Here is a 22,730-nt window from a genome sequence, read left to right as displayed (position 1 = left end):
CCAAGAGCAACCGACAGGCTCTCCGGCTCACTGCGGCGGACTCGGACACCGCTGGCCGCCGAAACTCTCGATCTGCGTGAGCCATGCATCGAAGGCCGGCTCCCTGGGCACACACAGATCTGTGCGGTTGATCGTCAAGATCTCGAGTGTCGTCAACCGCGTGAGCGCCAGCGGCAGCGGCCCGCTCAGATCGTTGTCGCGAAGAGTCAACCTTCTTAGCTGCGCGAGATTGCCGAGTTCAGGCGGGAGGGGTCCGGTAAGGTTGTTCTCAGAGAGAACCAGTTCCGAGAGGTTCGTGAGCTTGCCGATTTCGGGCGGGATAGGGCCCGGCAACCCGCTGTAGGTCCACGACAGCTTCTTCAACTGCGTGAGCCCTGCGATCTCCGGCGGGATCGGCCCGCCCGTACCGTTCTGGACGAACAATTCCTCCAATCTGGCGCCTCGCTCGGCCAGCGTCACGACGAGTTCCCACACGTAGCCCGGGCGCGGCGGAGCGTTCCAGACGGGGGGAGGGGGGAAGCCGACCGGGTTGCCGAGCCGAAGCGATCTGAGGTTGGTGAGGTTGCCGAGTTCGGGCGGGACGGCTCCCCCAAGCCAGGTGTCATACAGGTTCAGCGTATCCAGCTTGACCAGCTTGCCGAGTTCGGGCGGGATGCCCCCGGACAGCCTGCTGTGCTCGAGCCGGAGCACCTCCAGGTTGGCCAGATCGCCGAACTCGGGCGGGATCCCGCCGGCCCCCGGCCCCCCGCTTCCGGCCAGGTGAAGTACCCGCAGGCTCGATAGCTTGCCGAGTTCGGGCGGGATCGCCCCCCGCACCCCCAGCCGGAGTACCTCCAGCCCGGTCAGACCAAAGAGTTGGGCGGGCAGCGATCCCCGTATATCGATCCCCTTCAGATTGAGGCTCCTGAGGTTGGCGAGGTTCCCGAATTCGGGGGGGATAGGCGTAATAATGAAGCGATTGAGCGACAGATCGAGGGTCGTGAGGCGCTCGAGGCTGCCAAGTTCGGGGGGGATGACGCCGGAGAAACTGTTTCTTGACAGGTCGAGGATCTCCAGTCTGTCGAGATTGCCCAACTCCGGCGGGATGCCTCCCGCTCCTCCCCCTATCTGGTTTTCCGGCAGCGACAGCGCCGTGACCCGCCCCTCCTCGTCCGTCGACACCCCGGCCCAGGTGGAGAGCGGCGCATCGGTTCCCCAGTTCTCCTTCCTCGGCCAGACGTGGCTGCGCCCGCCGTTGAACAGGATCATCAACACCTCGCGGTCGGTCTTTCGCGCCTCCGCGAGGTCGTACACCGTCACGTCCACGCTCACCCGGAACGGCCCGGACCACGCCGAGACGCTCGCCGTCCCGTTGCCCGTGGCCGTCACCAGCCCCGTGCTGTCCACGGTGACGATGCGGGTGTCGCCGGAGGTCCATGTCAGCAGGGTCGGCGGGATGGCGTGACCGTTCACGTCGGACGAGCTCGCGGTCACGCGCGCCGTGTCGCCGTATGTCCGGACGGTGTCCGGCGGGGCGAGTTCGAGGGTGGCCGCCTGCTGCGCGACGGTGACCACCGCCTCCCCGGACGCCTCGCCGGCCGAGGCGATGATGGTGGCCTTCCCGTTGTCGACCGCCGTGACCCGCCCGGCACTGTCCACCGCGGCGATGGCGGGCGCGCTGGAACTCCACGTCAGGGGGACATCCGCCAGCGTCCGGCGACGCTGGTCCCGCACGCGCGCGCTCAAATCTCCCGTCAGGCCGAGCGCGTTCAGGGGCAGCGCCCCGGGAGACACCGCCACCGATGTGGGCACGGGCGGGGGCGCCGGCGGCGGTGGACCGCTCGGTTCGCCTTCGCCGCACGACAGACTCGTCGCGAGCGCGGGCAGAAGGGTGAACCGGCGCATATATGTTCTCCTGACCTGGATCATGGTGACGTCGGCGCCGAAACATCTGGAACCCCGCAAGCAGCCGCGAAGTTCACCCTGCCGCGCAACCGTTACATCGATGCCGCCGAGTTCGGCCGTTCTCATGCCGAGCGAGACCTCCTCCTGCGCTCTGCCAGTTGGCGCATCGCCTACCTCCTGGCGATTGAACAGACAGCGATCCCGCTCGCGCTGGTGAACGTCTTCTATCATTAGCGGTTCCGCCGCCGATGTGACGTTCTTCCGACTCGCCGCGTCACCCAGCATGGAGCGGTCCGCCTTTGCAGAGGGCGCAACAAGCACGGAGGGACGGATATGCCGACAGGTGCCACTCGCTCGTTCCTTCGTGCGACGCTCGCCGCGCTGTTGCTGGTTGGCACCGCCGATCGCGCCGCTTCATTGCAGGACGCGCCGCCGGACGCGCCGCCGGGGCACGAGGACTGCGGGGCACGGGCCACGATCACGGTCACCGTTCTGGACGACACCGGGCTGATTCCGATCCCCGCCGCCACCGTCGTCCTGCGCTGGACGGACGCCGTCGAAAAGCCGGTTCGTGAACCGGCGGGCTCCGAAGGGCGGCTCCTTCTGTGCGTGCCGCCGGACGCCCGGCAGGCCACGCTGTGGGCGGAGTTCGGCGACGCTTCGAGCGAGGAGCAGGTCCTGACCCTCGAAGCGGGATTGGCGCATGACGTCGAACTCCGGCTTCTGTTCGCGGAGGCGACGACGGGACGGCTCGTCGGCCGCTTGCGGGATGCCCGAAGCCACCGCCCCGTGGCGGCGGCGGCCGTGTCCGTCACCGGTCGCCGGGAGGAGGTGCAGAGCAACCGGAGGGGCAACTTCGTCCTGAGCGCGCTACCGGTGGGAGAGTACGAAATCTCGATCCGGCACATCGGGTACGCGCCGCTGACGCACACAGTGACGGTGACCCGGGGCCACACCACCGAGGTCGATGTGCGCATGTCTCCCGACCCGGTGGAACTCGCGCCCCTGGTGGCGACGGTCACGAGGCTCCGGCGGCTGGAGACACAGGGCTTCTACGAACGCAAATACTGGGGCGAACTCATCGGTGGCGGCACGTTCTTCACCGTCCAGGACATCGAGCGCCGGAACCCATTCCTCATCACGAGCCTGATCGCGGACGCGTCAGGGGTCCGCGTCAGGTGCGGCGGCAGGGCACGGTCGTGCAAGGTGTACAGCGGGAGGATCTCGACCGGATTCGGAGGCCGCCCGGCTGCGAAATGACCGTGTACGTGGACGGGACGCCCGTCATTCAGCCGGGCAGGTCAAACGTCACGACCATCGACGAATTCGTCCTCCCCATCGAGGTCGGCGGCGTCGAGGTTTACCCGGGCGCGGCGTCGCTCGCCGCGGAGATTCTCCGGCTCCGACGACGCCGGTGCGGCGCCATCGCGATCTGTCCGACGAAATAGCGCCGACCCAGGCGCCGGGACCGTCAGCGGCTCCCGCTATCGCATGGCGGAATGCGGGGCGCCATTTCTCACGACATGTGCGAATTGTAATGGTTTCGCCACCTGCGTAACCGCCATACCAGGGCGAACCCCAGGAGCAACGAAGGTCGCAGACCTGTCGGGCCCTTGGGAACTTCCCCCAACCCGGGGCGTATTGAAATGAAGGGCATGTCTCCCCTTGCCCCCACGCGCCCGCGAAGGAGTGCCCATGGGTTACGAGCCGGCACGACCTCGATCTCTCGTACTGGGCCGCGCTGCTCCTTGCAGTGAGCGCCGGCCCCGCCGCTGCGGCACTCCAGGCCGAACCGCCGCAGCAGGAGACGGACTGCGGCGAAAGCGCCTCTCTCGCCATCACCGTCCTGGACGACTCCGGGTTCATTCCGATCCCCGGCGCCACGGTCGTGCTGCGCTGGACGGACGCGGTCCGGAGACCCGTCCGCGAAGACGCCGACGGCGAGGGATGGCTCTCCCTCTGCGTCCCCAGGGACGCCGGCCAGGCCACGCTATGGGCCGAGTTCGGCGACGCTTCGAGCGAGGAAGCGAACGTCGTCCTCGTACAGGTGTTACGCGCACGAGGTGGAACTCCGGCTCCTGTTCGGAGAGATCCGGACAGGGCGGCTCATCGGCCGGGTGCTCGATGCCCGGACCCACCGGCCGGTGGCCGCGGCCGAGGTCTCCGTTCCCGGCCGCGCCCAAGGGGTCTCAAGCAACCGAATGGGCCGCTTCATCGTGAGCGGGCTGCCCGTCGGCGAACACGAACTCTCGGTCCGACACCTCGGCTACGACCCGCTCACGCACGCGGTCTCGGTCAGGCGGGGTGTCACGACGGAGGTCGAGATCGGTCTGACGGCGGATCCCGTGGAACTGGCGCCGCTGGTGGCGACGGTGGAGCGGCCGCGCCGCCTGGAGATCAAGGGGTTCTACGAGAGAAAGTACTGGGGTGAGCTGACCGGCCTCGGGACGTGCATTACCGAGGAGGATATCGAACGCTGGCGCCCCCTTCGCGTGAGCGACTTCGTCAGCATGCTGGTCCCGAGCGTCGCACCGGGGCTGAAGAACCGGAGGCGAGGGTCCGGACTATCGAGCTTGACCTGCCGCATGCCGGTGTATCTGGATGGCTTTGATGTCTCCGCGGGCGAGCTGGACCAGTATGTGAAGCCACTCGAGGTCGGCGGGATCGAGGTCTACAAGGGCCTCGCATCAGTCCCAGCCGAGTTCGGAGGTCCAGGCGCCAGGTGCGGCGCCGTGGTTGTGTGGACCAAGTGACGGCGGCGCGGTTTCGGCGCATCCAGGCGTGCGCGTCGCTCGTCGCGGTCGTCGCGCTGCTCGCGCTTCCGCCGCCGGCCGCGGCCCAGCGGATCAGCGGGACGGTTCGAGAGGTCGATGGGGGCCGGCTCATCTCGGGCGGCTTCGTCAGCCTGCTGGACCCCGCGGGCGAGGCGGTGCAGGCCGACTTCACGGCGGCCGACGGCGTGTTCTCGTTCGCGGCGCCGGGGCCCGGCGAGTACCGCATCCGGGTGCAGCGGATCGGATACGCCAACTGGGTCACCGAACCCCACGCCCTCGCGGCCGGGCAGTCTCTGGCCATCACCGTCGAGGTCCCGCGGCAGCCGGTGCGGCTCGGCGACCTCCGGGTCGAGGTGACGGGGTCCTGCCTCGACGATCCGCGCCAGGGGGAGGCGCTCGCCACCGTGTGGGAGGAGGCGCGCAAGGCGCTCGAGACCGCGGTCTGGGCCGAGGATCGGGGCGAAGTCACCTTCACCCTCACGGAATACGCGCGCACCCTCGATCCCCGCTCTCTCACCACTCTGGAGGCAGAGAGCCGCACGCGCAGGAATGTGCGCCTGCCGCCGTTCCGGAGCCTCCCCGCGAGCAGGCTCATGACCCGGGGTTACGCCGTCGTGGACCGGGACTCCTCGGTGTTCTACGCGCCGGACGCGACCGTCCTCCTGTCGGAGGAGTTCAGGGATACGCACTGCTTCGGCCTGCGGCGCGACGAAGTCGAAGGCGAGGCGAGACTCGGCCTTACCTTCCGCCCCCAGCGACGGAGCGATGTCGTCCAGATCGAAGGGACGCTGTGGCTCGACGAGGCGAGTGCGGCGCTGCGCGAGGTCCGGCTGCAGTATCGCAACGTCCCGCTGCCGAGGGAGGCGGACCGGCGGCGGGTGGGCGCCAACCTCGTCTTCGACCGGCTGCCGGACGGCCCGTTCTACGTCCGCGACTGGTGGATCCGCTTTCCGATCGCGGGTGAGCTGTTCCGCCGGACCGTGGCGGGCCTCTCCCTTCCTCCGCAGACCGTGCTCGTGGCGTACCGTCAGACCGGCGGCCGCGTGGCCGACGCCCTCGTGGGCGGCCGCTCGTTCGGTACGGGGGAGGGCGTGGTCGCCGGCATCCTGCGCGACAGCGTGAGCGGTGAGCCGCTGGGCGGGGCGGACATCGTCCTGCGGGAGTGGGACGACGCGGCCGTCTTCCTGCCCCGGCCCGCGGCCGCGGAGGCCCGCTTCAGCGCGCTGACGGACGAGGCCGGCGCCTTCCGGGTGGCCGGGCTGCCGGACGGCGTCTACGCGCTGGGCGTGGACCATCCACGGCTGCGGACGGCGGGGATCCGGGTGAACGAGCGGCGCGTCGTCGTGGAGGATCGGACCAGCCCTCCCGTGGAATTGTGGTTGCCGTCCGCCGAGCCCGCCGAACCCTCCGAGTCCGACGCGGCCCTCGACCCCGCAGCGACCCCCTTCGCGGGAGAAGAATGCGGGGAACGAGCCTCCCTCGCCGTTACCGTCCGGGACGAGTCGGGACTCGTCGTGATGCCGAACGCCACGGTCGTGCTGCGCTGGAGCGACGCCGTCCGAAGGCCGCTGCGTGAAGACGCCGATGCCGACGGCCGACTCTTCCTCTGCGCGCCCCGGGACGCCCGGCAGGCCACGTTGTGGGCCGAGTTCGGCGAAGATTCGAGCGAAGAAGCGGTCGTCGCGATCGAGCCGGGGCAGGCCCGCGAAGTCGAACTCCGCCTCCTGTTCGGGGAGACGCGGACCGGCCGGCTCGTCGGTCAGGTGCGAGATGCCCGAACCCGGCAGCCCGTGGCCGCGGCGGAGATCTCCCTGACCGGCCGGGCGGAGGTCGTGCAGAGCAACCGGAGCGGCCGGTTCGTCCTGAGCGGGCTCCCTGTCGGCGCGCACGAACTATCGGTGCGGCACCTCGGATACGCTCCCCTCAGTCATTCGGTCGCGGTGGAAAGGGGACTCACGACCGACGTCGAGATCGGCCTCTCCCCCGACCCGCTCGAGTTGGAACCGCTCGTGGCGACGGTGATCAGGCCGCGTCACCTCGAGACCAGGGGCTTCTACGAGCGCAAGCAATGGGCCGAGTTGAACGGGGCTGGCACGTTCTTCACGGTCGAGGACATCGAGCGCCGCAGTCCCGCCCGCATCACGCACATGATCGCGGAAGCCCCGGGGGTCCGGCTCGCGGACTGCGGCATCCGGGGGTTGGGGTGCCAACTGTACGGCACGAGGATCTCGACCGGCTTCTCGGACCGACCCTGCAAGATGAACGTGTTTCTGGACGGAAGTCTGGTCATTCAGGGGAGCGACGACCGGTGGAGGAGTGGGAGCGGCGACCCGCCGGAATCGATCAACGACTACGTCCTCCCGAGCGAGATCGCCGCCGTCGAGGTGTACCGTGGGGCGGCGGGGCTCCCGGCCGAGTTCTCCGGCTACGATGCCCGCTGCGGCGCCGTGGCGATCTGGACGAAGTAAGGCACGCGTTCCCATCGCAACCCCTGAGGGCCCGTCAAAGGAGGAATCTGCGCATGACTGATTCGGCCGACGCGATTGCCAGACCCTCAACCACCCGGCACAGAGCGATGGGATCCGCCGGACTCGTGCAGGTCCTCGCGGCGCTCGGCGCGATCGCGACACTGCTCGCGCTTCCGGCGACGGCAGCGGCGCAGCGGATCAGCGGGACTGTGCAAGAGGTCGAGGGGGGCCGGCTCATCCCGGGCGGCTTCGTGAGCCTGCTGAACGCTGCGGGCGAGGCCGTGCAGGCGGACTTCACGGGGGCCGACGGCACCTTCTCGTTCGCGGCGCCGGGCCCGGGTGAGTACCGGATCCGGGTGGAGCGGATCGGATACGCCAACTGGGTCACCGAGGCCCACGCGCTGGCGGCCGGGCAGTCCCTCGCCATCACCGTCGAAGTCCCGCGACAACCCGTGCGGCTAGGCGACCTCCGGGTCGAGGTGACGGGGTCCTGCCTCGACGATCCGCGCCAGGGGGAGGCGCTCGCCACCGTGTGGGAGGAGGCGCGCAAGGCGCTCGAGACGGCGGTCTGGGCCGAGGATCGGGGCGAAGTCACGTTCACTCTGACGGAATACGAGCGTACGCTCGATCCCCGCTCTTTCGTCACCCTCGGTTCGCAGACCCGCACGCGCCCCAACGTGCGCCTGCCGCCGTTCCGAAGCCTCCCCGCACCCAGGCTGGCGGCCGAGGGCTACGCGGTCGTGGACCGGGACTCTTCCGTGTTCTACGCGCCGGACGCGACCGTCCTCCTGTCGGAGGAGTTCAGGGATGCGCACTGCTTCGGCCTGCAGCGTGACGAAGCGGAGGGCGAGGCGAGACTCGGCATCACCTTCCGTCCCCAGCGGCAGAGTGCCGTGATCGAGATCGAAGGGACGCTGTGGCTCGACGAGGCGAGTGCCGCGCTGCGCGAGGTCGAGTTGCGGTACCGGAACGTCCCGCTCCCGCGGGGGGCCGAGCGGCGACGGATCGGTGCGAACCTCGTCTTCGACCGGCTGCCGGACGGCCCGTTCTACGTCCGCGACTGGTGGATCCGTTTCCCGATCGCGGGTCGACCCACGCAGCTTGGCTTCGCTGGCCTGTCCGTTCCTCGACAGGCCGTGCTCGTGGCGTACCGTCAGACCGGCGGCAGCGTGGCGGATGCCTTCGTGGGAGGCCGCTCGTTCGGGACGGGGGCGGGCGTGGTCGCCGGCATCCTGCGTGACAGCGTGAACGGCGCGCCGCTGGGCGGGGCGGACATCGTCCTCCGGGACGGGGACGACGCGGCGGCGTTCCTGCCCCGGCCCACGGCCGCGGAGGCTCGCTTCAGCGCGGTCACCAACGAGGCCGGCGCGTTCCGGGTGACGGGGCTCCCGGACGGGGTCTACGCCCTCGGCGTGGACCACCCGAGGTTGCGGACGGCGGGAGTGCGGCTGAACGAAACCCGCGTGGTCGTCGAGGACCGGACGAGCGAAGCCCTGGAACTGTGGACACCCTCGGCCGAGACCATCTTCACGCGGACCTGCCCGGGTTCAGCCCCATACGGGAGCTCGGGCGCCGTGGTCGGAGTCGCGCGCGACGCCGCCACCGGGCTCCCCGTCCCGGGGGTCGAGATCGAGGTCCTGTGGCGGGTGCGGAACGTCCGGTTCGCGGGACGCGAGGTCCTCGTGAACGACCGGACCGAAAGCGCCGGTGACGTGTCGGGCGAGCAGGGCGAGTTCGTGATCTGCCGCGTCCCTCTGGGAGAGACGGTTCTCCTCCGGCAGAAAGGAGCGGGCGAAGGCGTCGGGTTCGATCTGGTCACCCGCGTCGCGTGGCGGGACGTTGAGGCGGACCCCGGCAGGCCCGCGGATCCACCGGGCGAAACGGCACTACCACACGTCCCGGCCCGGGAGGAAGTGTGTGGGGGAGGAGCCTCGCTCGCCGCCACCGTTCGGGCCGATTCCGGGCTCATGGTGATGCCGAACGCCACGGTCGTGCTGCGCTGGACCGACGCGGCGCTCAGGCCGGTGCGCGAGGACGCCGATGCCAACGGCCACCTGTTCCTCTGCATCCCGCCGGAAGCCCGGCAGGCCACGGTTTGGGCCGAGTTCGGCGACGCTTCCAGCGAGGAGACTCTCGTCGCCTTCGACCCGGGGCGGGTCCACGAGGTCGAACTCCGGCTCGCGTTCGCTGAGGGGACAACGGGACGGCTCGTCGGCCGCTTGCGCGATGCCCGGAGCCACCGTCCCGTGGCGGCGGCCGCCGTGTCCGTCACCGGTCGCCGGGAGGAGGTGCAGAGCAACCGGAGAGGTCACTTCGTCCTTAGCGGACTCCCCGTTGGAGCGTACGAACTGTCGATCAGGCACCTCGGGTACGCTCCGCTGACGCACACAGTGACGGTCACCCGGGGCCACACAACCGAGGTCGATGTACGTCTGTCTCCCGACCCGGTGGAACTCGAGCCCCTGGTGGTGACGGCCACGAGGCTCCGTCGGCTGGAGACACAGGGCTTCTACGAACGGAAATACTGGGGTGAACTCATCGGTGGCGGCACGTTCTTCACCGTCCAGGACATCGAGCGCCGGAACCCTCTCCGCATCACCGACCTGATCGCGGACGCGCCAGGGGTCCGCGTGAGATGCGGCGGCTCGGGATTCCGGTGCAGGGTGTACAGCAGGAGGATCTCGACCGGATTCGGGGGCGCCGGCTGCGAACTGAACGTGTATGTGGACGGCACCCTCGTGGTTCGCTCGAGCGACACCCGGTGGGGCCGTGATCCGGTCTCCGTCAACGAATTCGTCCTCCCCACCGAGGTCGGAGGAGTCGAGGTGTACCATGGCTCGGCGTCGCTCTCCGCGGAGTTCTCCGGTTTTGACAGCCGCTGCGGCGCCATCGTGATCTGGACGAAGTAATGAACTGACGGAGGCGGCGACCGCCGGCCGCCCGGAGCTGAGAAGGGGAACACAATGTCGATAAGCGACGCAGCCCGCAGACCCCTTGTGATGGCGCCATTGGCCGTGCTCCTACTCACCGTCGGCGCCGATCCCGCCGCGGCGCTGCCGGCCCAACAGCAGGAGACGGCCTGCGGAGACCGAGCGTCTCTCGCCGTCAGCGTCCGGGACGACTCGGGGCTCGTTCCGATGCCGAACGTCACGGTGGTGCTGCGCTGGACGGACGCCGTCCGAAGGCCCGTGCGGGAAACCGCCGACATGACCGGTCGCCTCGTCCTCTGTGTGCCGAGGGACGCCCGGCAGGCGACCCTGTGGGCCGAGTTCGGCGACGCGTCGAGCGAGGAGGCGGTCGTCGAACTCGAACCGGGCGTCGCGCACGAGGTCGAACTCCGTCTCCTGTTCGGGGAGATGCGGACGGGCCGGCTCATCGGCCAGGTGCTGGATGCCCGCACCCACCAGCCGGTTACCGCGGCCGCGGTCTCCGTCGCCAACCGGGCGGAGGTAGTCGAGAGCAACCGGAGGGGCCGCTTCGTCCTGGCCGGGCTGCCCGTCGGCGACTACGAACTTTCGATCCGACACCTCGGGTACGCCCCGCTCACCCATTCGGTCACGGTCACGCGGGGGCTGACGACGGAAGTCGAGGTCGACCTGTCGCCGGATCCCGTGGCGCTGGAGCCGCTCGTGGCGACGGCGACGAGACCCCGCCGCCTGGAGATCAAGGGCTTCTACGAGCGCAAGTACTGGGGCGAACTGATCGCCGGCGGGGCGTTCTTCACGGCCGAGGACATCGAGCGCCGGAGCCCCCTCCGCATCACGCACATGATCGCGGATGCCCCCGGGGTCCGGCTCGCGAACTGCGACATCTGGGGACACGGCTGCAAGCTGTACAGCACGACGCACTCGCGGGGGTTCTCGGACCAGGGCTGCAAGCTGAACATCTACCTCGACGGCAACATCGCCATCCGGGGGAGCAAGGAGCGCTGGAGCCTCACGTCAGGAGTCCCCCCCGAGGCGCAGCTCCGGGAATCCATCAACGATCTCGTCCTCCCGACCGAAATCGCCGGAATCGAGGTGTACACGGGCGGCGCGTCGCTCCCGGCCGAGTTCGGCGGCCACGATTCCCGCTGCGGCGCCGTCGTGATCTGGACGAAGTAGCCCTGGAGTAGTCCGGGGCAGCCTTCTGCAATGCTGAAGCACACGCGTCCCAACCCGCCACTCGTGGACGTTTTCCTCATGCGTGGCATATAGGGAATGGAAGACGCTGTCAGGCGGGGTGCCGGCCGAGTTGCAGCGCTGCCATCGACGCCGACCCCGCCATGACCCCCAGGCAGGAGGCAGAGACTTGAACTCGTCCAAGCGACTTGACTCGGTGGGAATCGTCCTATGCCTCTCCGCGCTGGCCTGTATAGGCGAGGTGGGTTTCTCGGATTTGCCGCCCGGCGGTGGGGATCACCTGCGGCCGGGGCTCGCGGTCACCGTGCGCGTAGCCCCCGAGGCGGCGGGTGTCGCGCAGGCTCTGGGCTGGGCCGGCGGCGTGCCGGGCGCCGAGGTGCGCGTACATCGCATCGGGACCGACTTCGCATGGGAGACGGCAATCACGGACGAGCGGGGCAATGCCTATCTGCCGCAATTGGTATCCGGCCGCTATCGCGTGGCGGCGTACCGTCCCCTCACGGACGAGGAATCCGCGCAGGCCGGAGTATCGGCGCTGGCCTCGGGACGCATCCTTGACGTCGGCGGCGCCGGCACCGAGCAGACCATGGAGTTGGTGCCGAACCGGACGGGGTTGGTCATCAGCGAAGTATACGGCCCGGCGACGGGGGGGCCTCGGTGGGGCTTTTCCTACAACTTCCATATGTACTTCGAGTTGTACAACAACTCGGACCGAACGGTGTTCCTCGACGGACTGACGTTCGGAAGAGTCCAACTTTTCGACGTCGCTGCACCCCACGAATCTTGCGCGGAGTCCGCACGGTTCCGGAAGGATCCGGACGGTATCTGGGCTCAGTTCCTGCACCGCTTTCCCGGCAGCGGGGGGCAATATCCGCTGGGTCCGGGCGAGGCGGTCGTGGTCGCGCTGGATGCCATCGATCATTCGGTGGTGCATCCGGATTTTCCGGATCTTTCGAACGCCGACTTCGAACTGCTGGGATTTGGTGATGTGGACAATCCGGCCGTCCCCAATCTCGTCGAGATCGGGCTCCGGTCTTGGCCTCATGGTCACGGGCTGCTCTTCTACCACACTCATTCACTGTTCATCGCGAATGAGTTGGATCCGTCGAGCCTGGAGCGGGCCGTACGGCACCTTCCTGTCGGAGACAGCGAGACGATCAGGGTCCCGGACACGGACATCATCGACGTCATGTGGATGGAGATGGACGATGCGCTCCAGGATCAGCGGTTCGAACGCTGCGACGGGGTCGTACACGGAACCTTCGACCAGTTGGGAGGCGGATTCCTGCCCAGCGACCTGTCGCTTTCTGCACAGCGCATTCGGCTTCCGGGGGCGGCCGGTGCGGCGGGGCGCCTCCAGGACACCAACGTGTCCGCGGTAGACCTGACCCACGGGGCGATCACGCCCGGCGCCATCCGGTGATGTCCGAGTTCCTCGTGCGGCATGGAGGCAAATGTGCCTAAACGGCCGACGCTCGCCTGCCTTGCCTTGGCCTTCTCATTGAGTTGCGCCGGCGAGGTGGGGTTCTCCGATCCGCCGCCCGGCGGCGGGGATCACCTGCGGCCGGGGCTCGCGGTCACCGTGCGCGTAGCCCCCGAGGCGGCGGAGGTCGCGCAGGCCCTGGGCTGGGCCGGTGGCGTGCCGGGCGCCGAGGTGCGCGCTCACCGCATCGGGACCGACTTCGCCTGGGAAACAGCCGTCACGGACGAGCAGGGCAATGCCTATCTGCCGCAACTGGTATCCGGCCGCTATCGCGTGGCGGTGTACCGTCCCCTCACGGACGGGGAATCCGCGCAGGCCGGTGTATCGGCGCTGGCCTCGGGACGCATCCTCGACGTCGGCGGCGCCGGCACCGAGCAGACCATGGAGTTGGTGCCGAACCAGACCGAATCCCTTGTCATCAGCGAGGTATACGCCCCGGCGACGTTCGTCGCGGAATTCAGATACAACTTTCACATGTACTTCGAGTTGTACAACAACTCCGACCGGACCGTGTTCCTGGACGGTCTGACGTTCGGCAGGAGCCAACTCATCAACATCGCGGCCCCGTTTGCCTCCTGCGCGGAGTCCGCCCGCTTCCGGAAGGATCCGGACGGGATCTGGGCGGTGTTCCTGCACCGCTTTCCCGGAAGCGGAGGCCAATATCCGCTGGGACCCGGCGAGGCAGTCGTGGTCGCGCTGGATGCGATCGATCATTCGGTGGTGGATCCGCGCCTTCCGGATCTCTCGGACGCCGACTTCGAATTGCTGGGATTTGGGGATGTGGACAACCCGGCTGTCCCGAACGTCGTGGAGGTGGGACTCAGAAACTGGTTCGACGGGCACGGACTGCTCTTCTATGTCGGCCAGTCGCTGTTCATCGCGAACGAGGTGGACCCGGCGAGCCTGGAGCGGGTCGTCCGGAGCCTTCCTTCCGGGGACGTCCAGACGATCAGGGTTCCGGATACGGCTCTTATCGACGTCATGTGGACGGAAGAGGATGATGCGCTGCGGGATCAGCGGTTCGAAATCTGTGACGGCGTCGTACACGATGACTTCGACCAACTCGGGGGAGGCTACCTGCAACACGGTGTAGACCTGACACTATCGGTGCAGCGCATTCGCCTTCCGGGGGCAGCCGGTGTGGCGGGGCGTCTTCAGGATACGAACGTGTCGGCGGTGGACCTCGTGAAGGCGCCGATCACTCCCGGAACGATCCGGTGATCCGTCGCCGCGCCAGCGGGCCCACGCTTCCTCCGGCGACTGATTTCCGCGCTTGCGTGTGGTTTCGGTGGCCTGACCGTGTCGCTACGTCCCTGTTCTCCAGGGGAAGAGATTGGGACGTGAACTCACTCAGCCGACTCGACTCCATCGGGATCTTCCTGAGCCTCTTCGCCGTGGCCTGTGCTGGAGATGTGGGCTTCTCCGATCCGCCGCCCCCCGCCGACGGGGGCGATCACCTCCGACCGGGGCTCACCGTGAATTCCGTCGTCGCCCCGGAGGCTGCTTCTGTCGCGCGAGCACTGGGCTGGGCCGATGGCGTACCCGGGGCGGAGGTACGCGTCCACCGCTTCGGCACCAATTTTGCCTGGGAGACGGCGCTTGCGGATGATCTAGGGACGGCCAGCCTGCCGCGGCTGGTCGCCGGACAATATCGGGTCGCCGTGTACCGTCCTCTGAGCGCCGCGGAAACGCTCGCGACGGGGGTCGAGGTCCTGGCTGCCGGACGCATGTGGCCCGTCGCGGCGCGCGGTACCGAGCGCACGATTGAGCTGGTGCCCAACCAGCCGGGGTCACTGGTCATTAGCGAGGTCTACGCGCCAGCTACGTTCGTTGCGGAGCTCAGCTACAACTTTCACATGTACTTCGAGGTCTACAACAACTCGGACCGGACCGTGTTTCTTGACGGTCTGACGTTTGGAAAAGTCCAGCTCATCAACGCGGCTGGGCGGTCTGTTTCCTGTGCCGAGTCGGCTCAGTTCCGGAAGGATCCGGACGGCGTTTGGGCTGTGTTTCTCCACCGCTTTCCGGGCAGCGGCGGCCAATACCCGTTGGCGCCCGGCGAGGCTGCGGTAGTCGCGCTGGATGCGATCGATCACACGGTCGTACATCCGGATTTCCCGGATCTGTCCGCGGCCGATTTCGAGTTGCGGGGAAACGGAGATGTAAACAATCCGGATGTTCCGGATCTCGCCGAGATCGGGCTCCTCTCCTGGTTCCACGGGCACGGGCTACTCTTCTATGTCGGACAGGTTTTGTTCATCGCGGAGAAGCTCGATCTGGAAGCGCTGGAGCGGGTCGTCTGGAGGCTTCCTTCCGGCGATTCCCCGATGGTGCGGGTTCCAGCCTCTGCTCTGATCGATGTTGTTTGGACGGAAAGGGATGATGCGCTCCAGGATCAGCGGTACGAAGGCTGTGACGGCGTCGTGCATGAGAGGTTCGACCAGCTCGGAGGAGGCTACCTGAAGCACGGAGTTGACCTGACACTATCGGTGCAGCGGATTCTCCTGCCGGGGGCTGCGGGCGCCGCCGGACGCCTTCAGGACACCAACGTGTCGGCGGTCGACCTTGTGAAGGCGCCCATCACCCCCGGGAGGATTCCCTGAAAACAGCGCGTTGCTGCAGGGGACGCCTGGCTGCGGTTGTGGTCGGGGGCCTCCTCATGGCCGTACTCCCCTCAGCGTCGATCCAGGCCCAGGCGCGCACGGGAGCAAGCATCGCCGGGCAGGTATCGGACGAGGCGACCTCGGCTCCGCTCACCGGCGTCTTGGTCGCCATCGAAGGCACGACGATCGCCGCACTTACGGACGAAGGGGGCCGATATCGGCTCGAAGGTGTGCCGCGGGGTCCCTGGATATTGCGCGCCCAGCGGATCGGGCTCGCCACGGCCCGCGTCCGGATCACGGTCCCCCCGGAGGGAACGCTGACGCGGGATATCGCCTTGTCCGTCAGCGCCCTGCGCCTGGAGGACATCACGGTGACCGCGGACGCGGTGAGCCGGGCGGAAGGGGAACTCGGGACGGCGAGCGTCATCGAGCGCGACGCGATCGAACACATCACGGCCACGAGTCTGGCCGGCGTGCTGCAACTCGTCCCCGGCATCTCGACCCGAGCTCCTGGATTGGGCGATGTGGAGCAGATCGCGCTCCGCACCGTCCCCACGGGGTCCAGCCTGGGCGCGCTGTCGAACGACGCGGGCGTAGGCCGAAACTCGGCCGACCTCTCCGCCTTCGGAACCCTCATCGTGCTCGATGGCGTGCCGCTGTCGAACAACGCCAACCTGCAGAGCCTCGGGCCGCGCGGCGGTGCCGATCTGCAGTTGCTCTCCTTCGCGACCGCGGCGAACGGAGGGATCGATCTGCGGCGCATCCCGGCTGCCGTCATCGAGCGCGTGGAGGTCATCCGCGGCGTCCCGTCCGTTCGGTACGGCGACCTCACGCAGGGCGCGATCGTGGTCGAGACCCGCGCCGCGCCGGTGCTCCCCATCGCGGAAGCCAAGCTCGATGAGCGGACGTTCGAGAGCAGCGTCGTCGGGGGGCACGCGTTCGGGGGACCGGGCCACGCCGGCACGATGACGTTCGACGTGGCGCGCACGCGCGTAGAGCCGGGGGTGTCGGACGACGAGTCGACCCGTTTCTCGGGGCAGCTCGCCCACCGTACGGAGGTCGGAAGAAACCAGGCGGCGACGGGTGCGTCCGAGCCGAAGCTCATCCTCGACACGAGATTCGACGTGTTCCAGCTCGTCGACAACCGGCCGGAGAACCCGATCGTGCGGCCGGGTCGCGCCTCGCGGACCCGGGATACGGGTGTCCGCGTATCGGAACGGGCCCGGCTTCGGCTCGGAGGGGATTCCCGTCTCTCGTTCACGGGCTCGCTGAGCCGGATCGACCAGGAATCGACGAGCCGCGCCCCCAAGGTGAGCGGCGTGCAGCCGTTCACGCCCGCCCGCTCCGCCGGCCGAAACGAAGGCTTCTACATCGGCGGGACGTACCTCGCGGAGGTGGAACTCGACGGCACGCCCTGGCTCGGGTTCGGGCGACTGGAGTGGGAGGATCGGACCCGGTGGTTGAGCGCGGACCACCAGCTGCTCGCCGGGGTCGAGTTCCGTCGCGAGTGGAACAACGGAGCCGGATTCCAGTTCGATCCCCAGTTCCCGCCGTCCATCGGGTGGAATGGCGTGCATGGCTACGACCGTACGCGCACGTTCGACGAGATCCCTGCCGTCGCGACGAGCGCCTTCTACGTCGGGGATCGCGCCTCCCTCCCGCTGGGGTCGTGGAGCGCGACCGTACAGGCGGGTCTCCGGCTGGATCTCCTGCATGAGGGAGGATCGTGGTTCGGCGGGGCGCGGGATCAGGTCATCCAGCCGCGGATCAACGCGCAGGTCGAGCCACGGCCCTGGCTCAGGCTTCGGGGCGGGTGGGGCCGCGTGGCGAAGACGCCGGCGGTCGGCGATCTGTATCCGGCGCTTCAGTACTTCGACCTCGTCAACGTGAACTTCTTCGCCAACGATCCGGCCGAACGGCTGGCCGTGCTGACGACCTTCACGCGAGACCCGACCAACCCGGAACTGGGTTTTTCCGAGGGCACGAAGGCGGAGGCCGGTTTCGAGATCGACGTGGGCGAGGGTGCGGTCGCCGTCACGGCGTTCCGCGACCGGATCGACGGAGGGGTGGGGATCGGGTCGGTCCCGGACTTCATCACGCGTGACTTCTTCGCGCTCACGGATTCCACGACGGGCAACGGGATCCGGCCGGAGATCATTCTGCCGGCGACGTCCACGGACACGGTCCCGGTGCTGATCGACCGGCCGAGAAACATGTTCGATCAGGTGAATCGGGGCATCGAACTCACGGCGGCGCTCCCCCGGATCGCGCCGCTCGCCACGCAGCTCTACATCACCGGATCCTGGCTGGAGACGCGGACGGCTTCGGAGGGGCGCTTCTTCGGGACGCCGCTGCGCTTCTCCGATTTTCAGCTCTCACAGCGACATGAGCGCTCGCCGTACTGGGAAGGGCTGACCGAGCGAGGCGAGGCGATGATGTTCCTGTATCGGTTCATCCACCACCAGCCCGATCTCGGCCTCGTGGCGACGCTCACCGTCCAGCACAACGTCCGCAACGAGATCGAGGACATCGTGGCACGGGACACGCTGGCCTTCGCCGGTTACATGACGCGCGCCGGCGAGCTCGTGCCCGTGCCGGCCGAGCGCAGGTCCGATCCGGAGTACGCCGACCTTCGCGTCTCCCGCAGCGGCCGGTCGCTGCCGCTGCACGGCCCCGCACCCGACTGGATGGTGCATTTCCAGGTGTCGAAGACGCTGCCCCTCGACGGGCAGCTTCGCGTGTGGGCGTTCAATTTCTTCGACCGACGAGGCCAGCCGTGGGAGGGAGACCGTTTGGGGCGTCTCTACCCTCCGGTGCGGTTCGGGGCGGAAGTCACGTTTCCCACCGCCGGGTTCTTCGGCCGATGAGGGCGCGGAGCTTCTCCGGGGCCGTGACGGCGGTCGTCGGCGCCTGCCTGTGGCTTGCCCTCCCGGCGCCCGCGCCGGGGCAGGCGACCTCCTCGCATGGAACGCCGATCCAGGCGGTACTGCCGGCCTGGCTCACGAACTGGAGTCCGCTCTCACGAATCGCGGACCTGCCGCGCCGCCTGCCGGCCGGAGCGCGCCTCCCCGGTCTGTTCTCTTCGCCCGCGCCCCGGGTGGGCGAGTTCTGGACTGCCGGTAACCCCGGCGCGCTGGGACGCGAACTCGACGACCGGCGCGCCGACTTTCGGCTCGCCGTGCAGAGCACCTCGGGTGACTACGCGAGGCCGCTCGATCCCGGCGGCGTAGGGCGGGGCGCGGTCTCGACGACCGGCTGGACCCGGGTCGGCGAGAGGGGCGCGGCCATCGGAGCCGTTGTTTTCAACCGGACGAGCCTGCGCGACTCGATCTTCGCCGATGTCCTGCTGCCGTATGGTTCGAACCCCCTCATCGTGGCCGACACGATCGGCGACCCGCTCCGCAACTCGTCCCTCCGCATCGAGGGGGCGCTGGGGTGGCAATTCGGGCGCTTCGGCGTGGGGTTCACCGCTGGCTGGGAAGGGCACAGCAGTCGCACCGTGGCCTCCCCGGTACCACGGCTCGACCGGCGAGCGACGCCCGGTTTCTCGGGGGGGCTGAGCTATGACCTCGGCGGAATCCGTCTCGGATTGCTGGGGCGTATTCGACGCACGGCGGAGTTCATTCGGATCCAGACGGTGGCGCAGCCATCCCGCGTGTTCCAGATCGAGGGCTACGCGGAACCGGTTCCCCTGGATCTCCATCCAGCCCGTTATGAGAGGCGCTACGAACAGGAGGCATATGCGCTCGGCGCCTCCGCCGCCTTCGCCGCGCTCGGCGGAGACTGGGCGCTGTACGGACTGCGGGAGCGAACATCCGAAGATCAGTTCGTAAGGCTGCTCGAGAGCGATCCGCCCAAGGATGTGTGGGACGCCGATGGCTGGAAGTTCGGGATCGCCGGGCAATGGCTGTTCGAGGGCGCCGGGGCCGCCGAGTGGCTCGTTACCCTCGACGGCGAGTATCGGACGCTCAAAGGCGAGGCGTTTCAGGAGTCGCTAGGGGGCGTGATCTTCACCGCCGACGAGACGCAACTCGATCTCGGATTGGACGCGCGGGCGCGGTTCGGGAACGGCTGGCTGCTCGGCGGCCGAGCGGAGTTGCGACGCAGCCGCCGCGACCGCCGCGATCTGTTCGCCGAGGCCACCTCGGACATCCGGGGGATCGAAGGAGGGGGCGCCCTCGAGCTGGGCCGTGTGCTCGGCGAACGGGTCGGCGTCTCCGCGGGTCTGCAGGTCGCGAGCTACGGACCTGCCGGTACGATGCCGCGTCCGAACCGTCTGGGTCCCGAATACCGACGCTACGTGGGGCCTGGCCTCGCGCTCGATCTCAATCAAGCGCTCGTCACCGGCGGCGTGCTCACGTTGCGTTGGCAAACCGGGCAGACCACCGGATTCTGGCTGCGCGGCGCATTCAGTGCCCTTAGTCCGAGCAAGCCTTTCCTTCCCCTGACCCCGACGGGCAGCCGCCGAGCCTGGACCGTGACCGCCGGAGTGGTGCTCGACGAGCGCCTGCTCCCGTGACCGGAGCGCCGCTCGTGCTCAAGGTCGACGGCCAGCCCGGCTCGTTTTGACGACAGTCGACCCCTGGTATCCCGGGAGGGAACCGTGCGCAAACTAAACGACTTCAATGTCGCGGTCCTGGCCTCGCTCGGGTTGGCTTGCGGTGGAGATATGGGTCTTTCGAGGCCAGGGGAGGATCCGGTGAAACGGATCGGGGCGAAGTAGCGTGATCGCCTCCTCGAGGGAACGACGGCTGGCGCGGAGGGCGGCGCAGGGTGACCGTGACGCTCTGCGGGAGCTGTACGAGGAGTACTCGGAGGACCTGTTCGCCGTCGCGTATCGCCTGACCGAGTCCTCTGCCGATGCCCGCGACGTGTTGCACGACGTGTTCTCTCGTCTTCCCAAGGCTCTCCGACGCTTTGATCGCAAGCGCTCGCTTGGGCCCTGGCTTCGGGCCGTGACGACCCGCGCCGCCCTTGTGCGACTCCGCGCGGAACGGAGGCGTCGAGAGGTCTCCGTCCAGGACGAGAGCCTCTTCGGCGCGCGGCGGACACCTTCCGTTATCGATTCGATCGCGTTCGAGCGTGCGCTTGCCTCCCTCCCGGAGAAGCTTCGAACGGTGATCATTCTAAAGGAACTGCAGGGCTATTCTCACAAGGAGATCGGCGACCTCCTCGGCATACCCCCTTCAACCTCGAGGGGACGTCTGCACACGGCGCGGGCGGCGCTTCGCGACGCGCTGCGCGACGGGTAGGAGATATGGCATGAAGCCAGACAGCCAGGATGCGCATATTGACTATGCCACACTGAACGACTTTGCGGACGGCGATCTGACTGGACGGTCCGCTGAGGCCGTCCGGTCGCACCTTCAAGGGTGCGCGGCCTGCCGGGAGGAGGTCCGGTTCATACGTTCGTCGGGCGTGACGATCCGCACGCTTCCGACGCCGAAGCCGCCCGACGAACTACTTGCGGATCTCCTCCGCGAGGACTCGGGCCATGTAACGATTCTTCCGCTCGCCGGCGCGCAGGCGAAACCGGCCTTTTCGTCGCGACCCTTGTGGCTCCCTTCCATCGGCGCGGGGGTTCTGGGGCTGTTCGCGGCCATCATATTGCTGACCGTTGGCTCCGGCCGGGCCGTGGCGGGCTCGAGTACGCTCAGCTTCGAACGGACCGGTGATGGGGCGCTGGCCCTCCGCTACGAGACCGTCTCCGTACTGGCAACGGAACCGAGCCTCCGCGCGCGGATTCGATACTGGGTTCCGGACTCGCTCCGATACATGCAGACCGCGCCGGGCTTCAGTGCGATCGAACTCTCCGGCGAAGAGATCGGGGAATTCGAGGGAGTCGTGAGCCTTCCACCGGGCACCGCCTACGCCGTCGTCACGATCGAGGACAACGACGCAAGCTACATCGATGCTGGCCTGGGCGGACAATGGGAGTATCTGGAGACGGACGCACAAGGTCGCCCGACCCTGTGGGCGCGGCGACACCAGATCCTCGCAACTCTCGAGTACCGCGTCACCAGGATCGGAGCACTGGCCGAGCAGGCGGCCTCGGAATTCCCGGGGCAGCCGGAGTTCTGGGTGTGGTCCTTCCTGTTCTCGGATGATGTGTGGCCGGCAGCGCCACCGGACACGCTGCTGCGACGTCACGCCGCGCGTCTCGATGCGCTCGACCGTGCCGCCCGGGCGGGGGATCCGGGACCCGTGGAGATGGACGCCCTCTGGCGCTACTCCCGATTACTGGGACGCACGGACCTGGCCGACTATTGGGCGGACGAACTGCTCGCGCGCTATCCGCGACACGGTCTGGCCACACTGGTCACTTTGTGGTCGATCGTCACTTCCTCAAGCACGGATGAAGAGAAACTGGCTGCCGTCGAGGAAAACTGGGCCATCACCAAGGCTCCGGTCACGGCCCAGGTCGGGTTGCAGCTCTCTTACGAGTTCGCCGATCCGGACCTCACCGAGAAATGGCTCGCCCGGCACGCCGCCAATCCGGTGCTCAGGAGCCTGAACTACGATGTCCGCGTGGCGGGAGCCGTGATGGAAGTACCTGTCCTGTGGCCGGTCGCCGAACGCTGGATTCTCCGTCGTCTCTCGGACAGCCGGGACTGGGTGGGCCCCGCACGGAGCCTCGATCAGTCTCGTCGGAGCTTTGAAGCGGAAGCGCGCCGGGGCCGCGCGCTTCTCTACCTCCACCTTGCCCGCATCCGCCTCGCGCGCGGCGACCTGAAGGCCGCGACCGACGCGGCGGAGCGCTCGGTGGCGGAGTCGTGGAGCCCGGAGGTCTTCGTGCAGGCGGCCGAGATCCATCGCGCCTCGGGTTCGGAGGCGCGCGCGGCCGAGCTGATCGCGCTCGCACGGGTGGACCCGGTGACGCCGCTGGAGCCGTACCTCTCCGCCGACATCGACTCGGCCTGGCCCGAGCCGACCGAGATTCAACTGGCCGCGGCCCGTGTCACCCTGCGCGAACGGATCGCATCGGAGCTCCTGGACGAACACGTCGACCTGAACGCGCGCATCCGATCCGAGACCGGTGAAGAGACGACGCTCCGACGGGCGGCCAGTCCGGAGGGCGTGACGCTGGTTCTCTACGCCATCGAGCCAGACGAGATACCCGATGAGGCGTCTGCGCTTCTGGCGCTGAACACCGAGCCCTTGGGGGCGGTTGGTGTGCGCACTCTGGTCGTCGCACAACGACCGGATTCGCCGCGAGACGAAGGGTCAGGAACACACCGACCCTTCTATCTGGACGCGAAGCGGGAAGTCCAGGAGAAGCTTCGCGCAGCCGCGAGCCCGCAGTACTTCGTCCTTGATGGCACCGGCAGACTCCGCCATCGCGGGGAGAACCTGGAAGCCGCTCTCCGGATCGCGCTCGCACTTTCCATGTGAGGAAG

14 protein-coding genes are annotated in these 22,730 nt (G+C 68.3%); 13 read left to right on the top strand and 1 reads right to left on the bottom strand.

Annotation, left to right across the window (positions count from 1 at the left end):
• Positions 1-27: 27 nt before the first annotated feature.
• Positions 28-2,010, bottom strand: a complete 1,983-nt coding sequence (locus ACOOHF_RS00515) for an Ig-like domain-containing protein (RefSeq protein WP_420462960.1) — start codon at positions 2,008-2,010, stop codon at positions 28-30.
• A 207-nt stretch (positions 2,011-2,217) separates the two neighbouring features.
• Here ACOOHF_RS00515 and ACOOHF_RS00510 point away from each other — a divergent pair, with 207 nt between their 5' ends.
• The 13 genes from ACOOHF_RS00510 (at position 2,218) to ACOOHF_RS00450 (ending at position 22,725) form a co-directional block, all read left to right on the top strand.
• Positions 2,218-3,144: a carboxypeptidase-like regulatory domain-containing protein gene (locus tag ACOOHF_RS00510; protein WP_420462959.1), complete on the top strand. Its 927-nt coding sequence runs from the start codon at positions 2,218-2,220 to the stop codon at positions 3,142-3,144.
• Positions 3,141-3,332: a hypothetical protein gene (locus ACOOHF_RS00505; protein WP_420462958.1), complete on the top strand. Its 192-nt coding sequence runs from the start codon at positions 3,141-3,143 to the stop codon at positions 3,330-3,332. Before ACOOHF_RS00510 ends, ACOOHF_RS00505 begins: the two co-directional genes overlap by 4 nt.
• A 615-nt stretch (positions 3,333-3,947) precedes the next feature.
• Positions 3,948-4,637: a carboxypeptidase regulatory-like domain-containing protein gene (locus ACOOHF_RS00500; RefSeq protein ID WP_420462957.1), complete on the top strand. Its 690-nt coding sequence runs from the start codon at positions 3,948-3,950 to the stop codon at positions 4,635-4,637.
• On the top strand, positions 4,625-7,126 hold the full coding sequence (locus ACOOHF_RS00495; RefSeq protein ID WP_420462956.1) for a carboxypeptidase regulatory-like domain-containing protein: 2,502 nt from the start codon (positions 4,625-4,627) through the stop codon (positions 7,124-7,126). Before ACOOHF_RS00500 ends, ACOOHF_RS00495 begins: the two co-directional genes overlap by 13 nt.
• 53 nt (positions 7,127-7,179) lie before the next feature.
• Positions 7,180-10,035 carry a carboxypeptidase regulatory-like domain-containing protein gene (locus tag ACOOHF_RS00490; RefSeq protein WP_419936640.1) on the top strand — a complete coding sequence of 952 codons (2,856 nt, stop codon included), beginning with the start codon at positions 7,180-7,182 and terminating at the stop codon, positions 10,033-10,035.
• Positions 10,036-10,125: 90 nt separating this feature from the next.
• Positions 10,126-11,229, top strand: a complete 1,104-nt coding sequence (locus ACOOHF_RS00485) for a carboxypeptidase regulatory-like domain-containing protein (protein ID WP_420462955.1) — start codon at positions 10,126-10,128, stop codon at positions 11,227-11,229.
• A 187-nt stretch (positions 11,230-11,416) separates the two neighbouring features.
• Positions 11,417-12,670, top strand: coding sequence for a DUF4876 domain-containing protein (locus ACOOHF_RS00480; protein WP_420462954.1), 1,254 nt, complete (start codon positions 11,417-11,419; stop codon positions 12,668-12,670).
• 33 nt (positions 12,671-12,703) lie between these two features.
• Positions 12,704-13,951 (top strand): hypothetical protein, encoded by a 1,248-nt coding sequence (locus tag ACOOHF_RS00475; protein WP_420462953.1) that lies wholly within the window; start codon positions 12,704-12,706, stop codon positions 13,949-13,951.
• Between the two features lie 119 nt (positions 13,952-14,070).
• Positions 14,071-15,333 (top strand): DUF4876 domain-containing protein, encoded by a 1,263-nt coding sequence (locus ACOOHF_RS00470; protein ID WP_420462952.1) that lies wholly within the window; start codon positions 14,071-14,073, stop codon positions 15,331-15,333.
• A 56-nt stretch (positions 15,334-15,389) separates the two neighbouring features.
• A complete protein-coding gene (locus ACOOHF_RS00465) occupies positions 15,390-18,200 on the top strand; it encodes a TonB-dependent receptor (RefSeq protein WP_420462951.1) in 2,811 nt (936 codons plus the stop codon).
• Positions 18,197-19,852: a DUF6850 family outer membrane beta-barrel protein gene (locus ACOOHF_RS00460; RefSeq protein ID WP_420462950.1), complete on the top strand. Its 1,656-nt coding sequence runs from the start codon at positions 18,197-18,199 to the stop codon at positions 19,850-19,852. The genes ACOOHF_RS00465 and ACOOHF_RS00460 overlap by 4 nt, the downstream gene beginning before the upstream one ends.
• A 205-nt stretch (positions 19,853-20,057) precedes the next feature.
• Complete coding sequence (locus ACOOHF_RS00455; RefSeq protein ID WP_420462949.1) at positions 20,058-20,585, top strand: RNA polymerase sigma factor; 528 nt, start codon at positions 20,058-20,060, stop codon at positions 20,583-20,585.
• Positions 20,586-20,595: 10 nt separating this feature from the next.
• A complete protein-coding gene (locus ACOOHF_RS00450) occupies positions 20,596-22,725 on the top strand; it encodes a zf-HC2 domain-containing protein (protein WP_420462948.1) in 2,130 nt (709 codons plus the stop codon).
• Positions 22,726-22,730: the final 5 nt, after the last annotated feature.

It is taken from the genome of Candidatus Palauibacter sp. (assembly GCF_965216145.1).
In the GTDB taxonomy this organism is placed as follows: Bacteria; Gemmatimonadota; Gemmatimonadetes; order Palauibacterales; family Palauibacteraceae; genus Palauibacter.
Note: the sequence above shows the minus strand (reverse complement) of the source record. Positions and strands in the feature narration are given on the sequence as shown.

Excerpts from the sequence above, each read along its gene's own strand:
- ACOOHF_RS00515 (WP_420462960.1), bottom strand. The coding sequence starts at position 2,010 with ATGAGAACGGCCGAACTCGGCGGCATCGATGTAACGGTTGCGCGGCAG.
- ACOOHF_RS00510 (WP_420462959.1), top strand. The coding sequence starts at position 2,218 with ATGCCGACAGGTGCCACTCGCTCGTTCCTTCGTGCGACGCTCGCCGCG.
- ACOOHF_RS00505 (WP_420462958.1), top strand. The coding sequence starts at position 3,141 with ATGACCGTGTACGTGGACGGGACGCCCGTCATTCAGCCGGGCAGGTCA.
- ACOOHF_RS00490 (WP_419936640.1), top strand. The coding sequence starts at position 7,180 with ATGACTGATTCGGCCGACGCGATTGCCAGACCCTCAACCACCCGGCAC.
- ACOOHF_RS00485 (WP_420462955.1), top strand. The coding sequence starts at position 10,126 with ATGGCGCCATTGGCCGTGCTCCTACTCACCGTCGGCGCCGATCCCGCC.
- ACOOHF_RS00465 (WP_420462951.1), top strand. The coding sequence starts at position 15,390 with ATGGCCGTACTCCCCTCAGCGTCGATCCAGGCCCAGGCGCGCACGGGA.
- ACOOHF_RS00460 (WP_420462950.1), top strand. The coding sequence starts at position 18,197 with ATGAGGGCGCGGAGCTTCTCCGGGGCCGTGACGGCGGTCGTCGGCGCC.
- ACOOHF_RS00450 (WP_420462948.1), top strand. The coding sequence starts at position 20,596 with ATGAAGCCAGACAGCCAGGATGCGCATATTGACTATGCCACACTGAAC.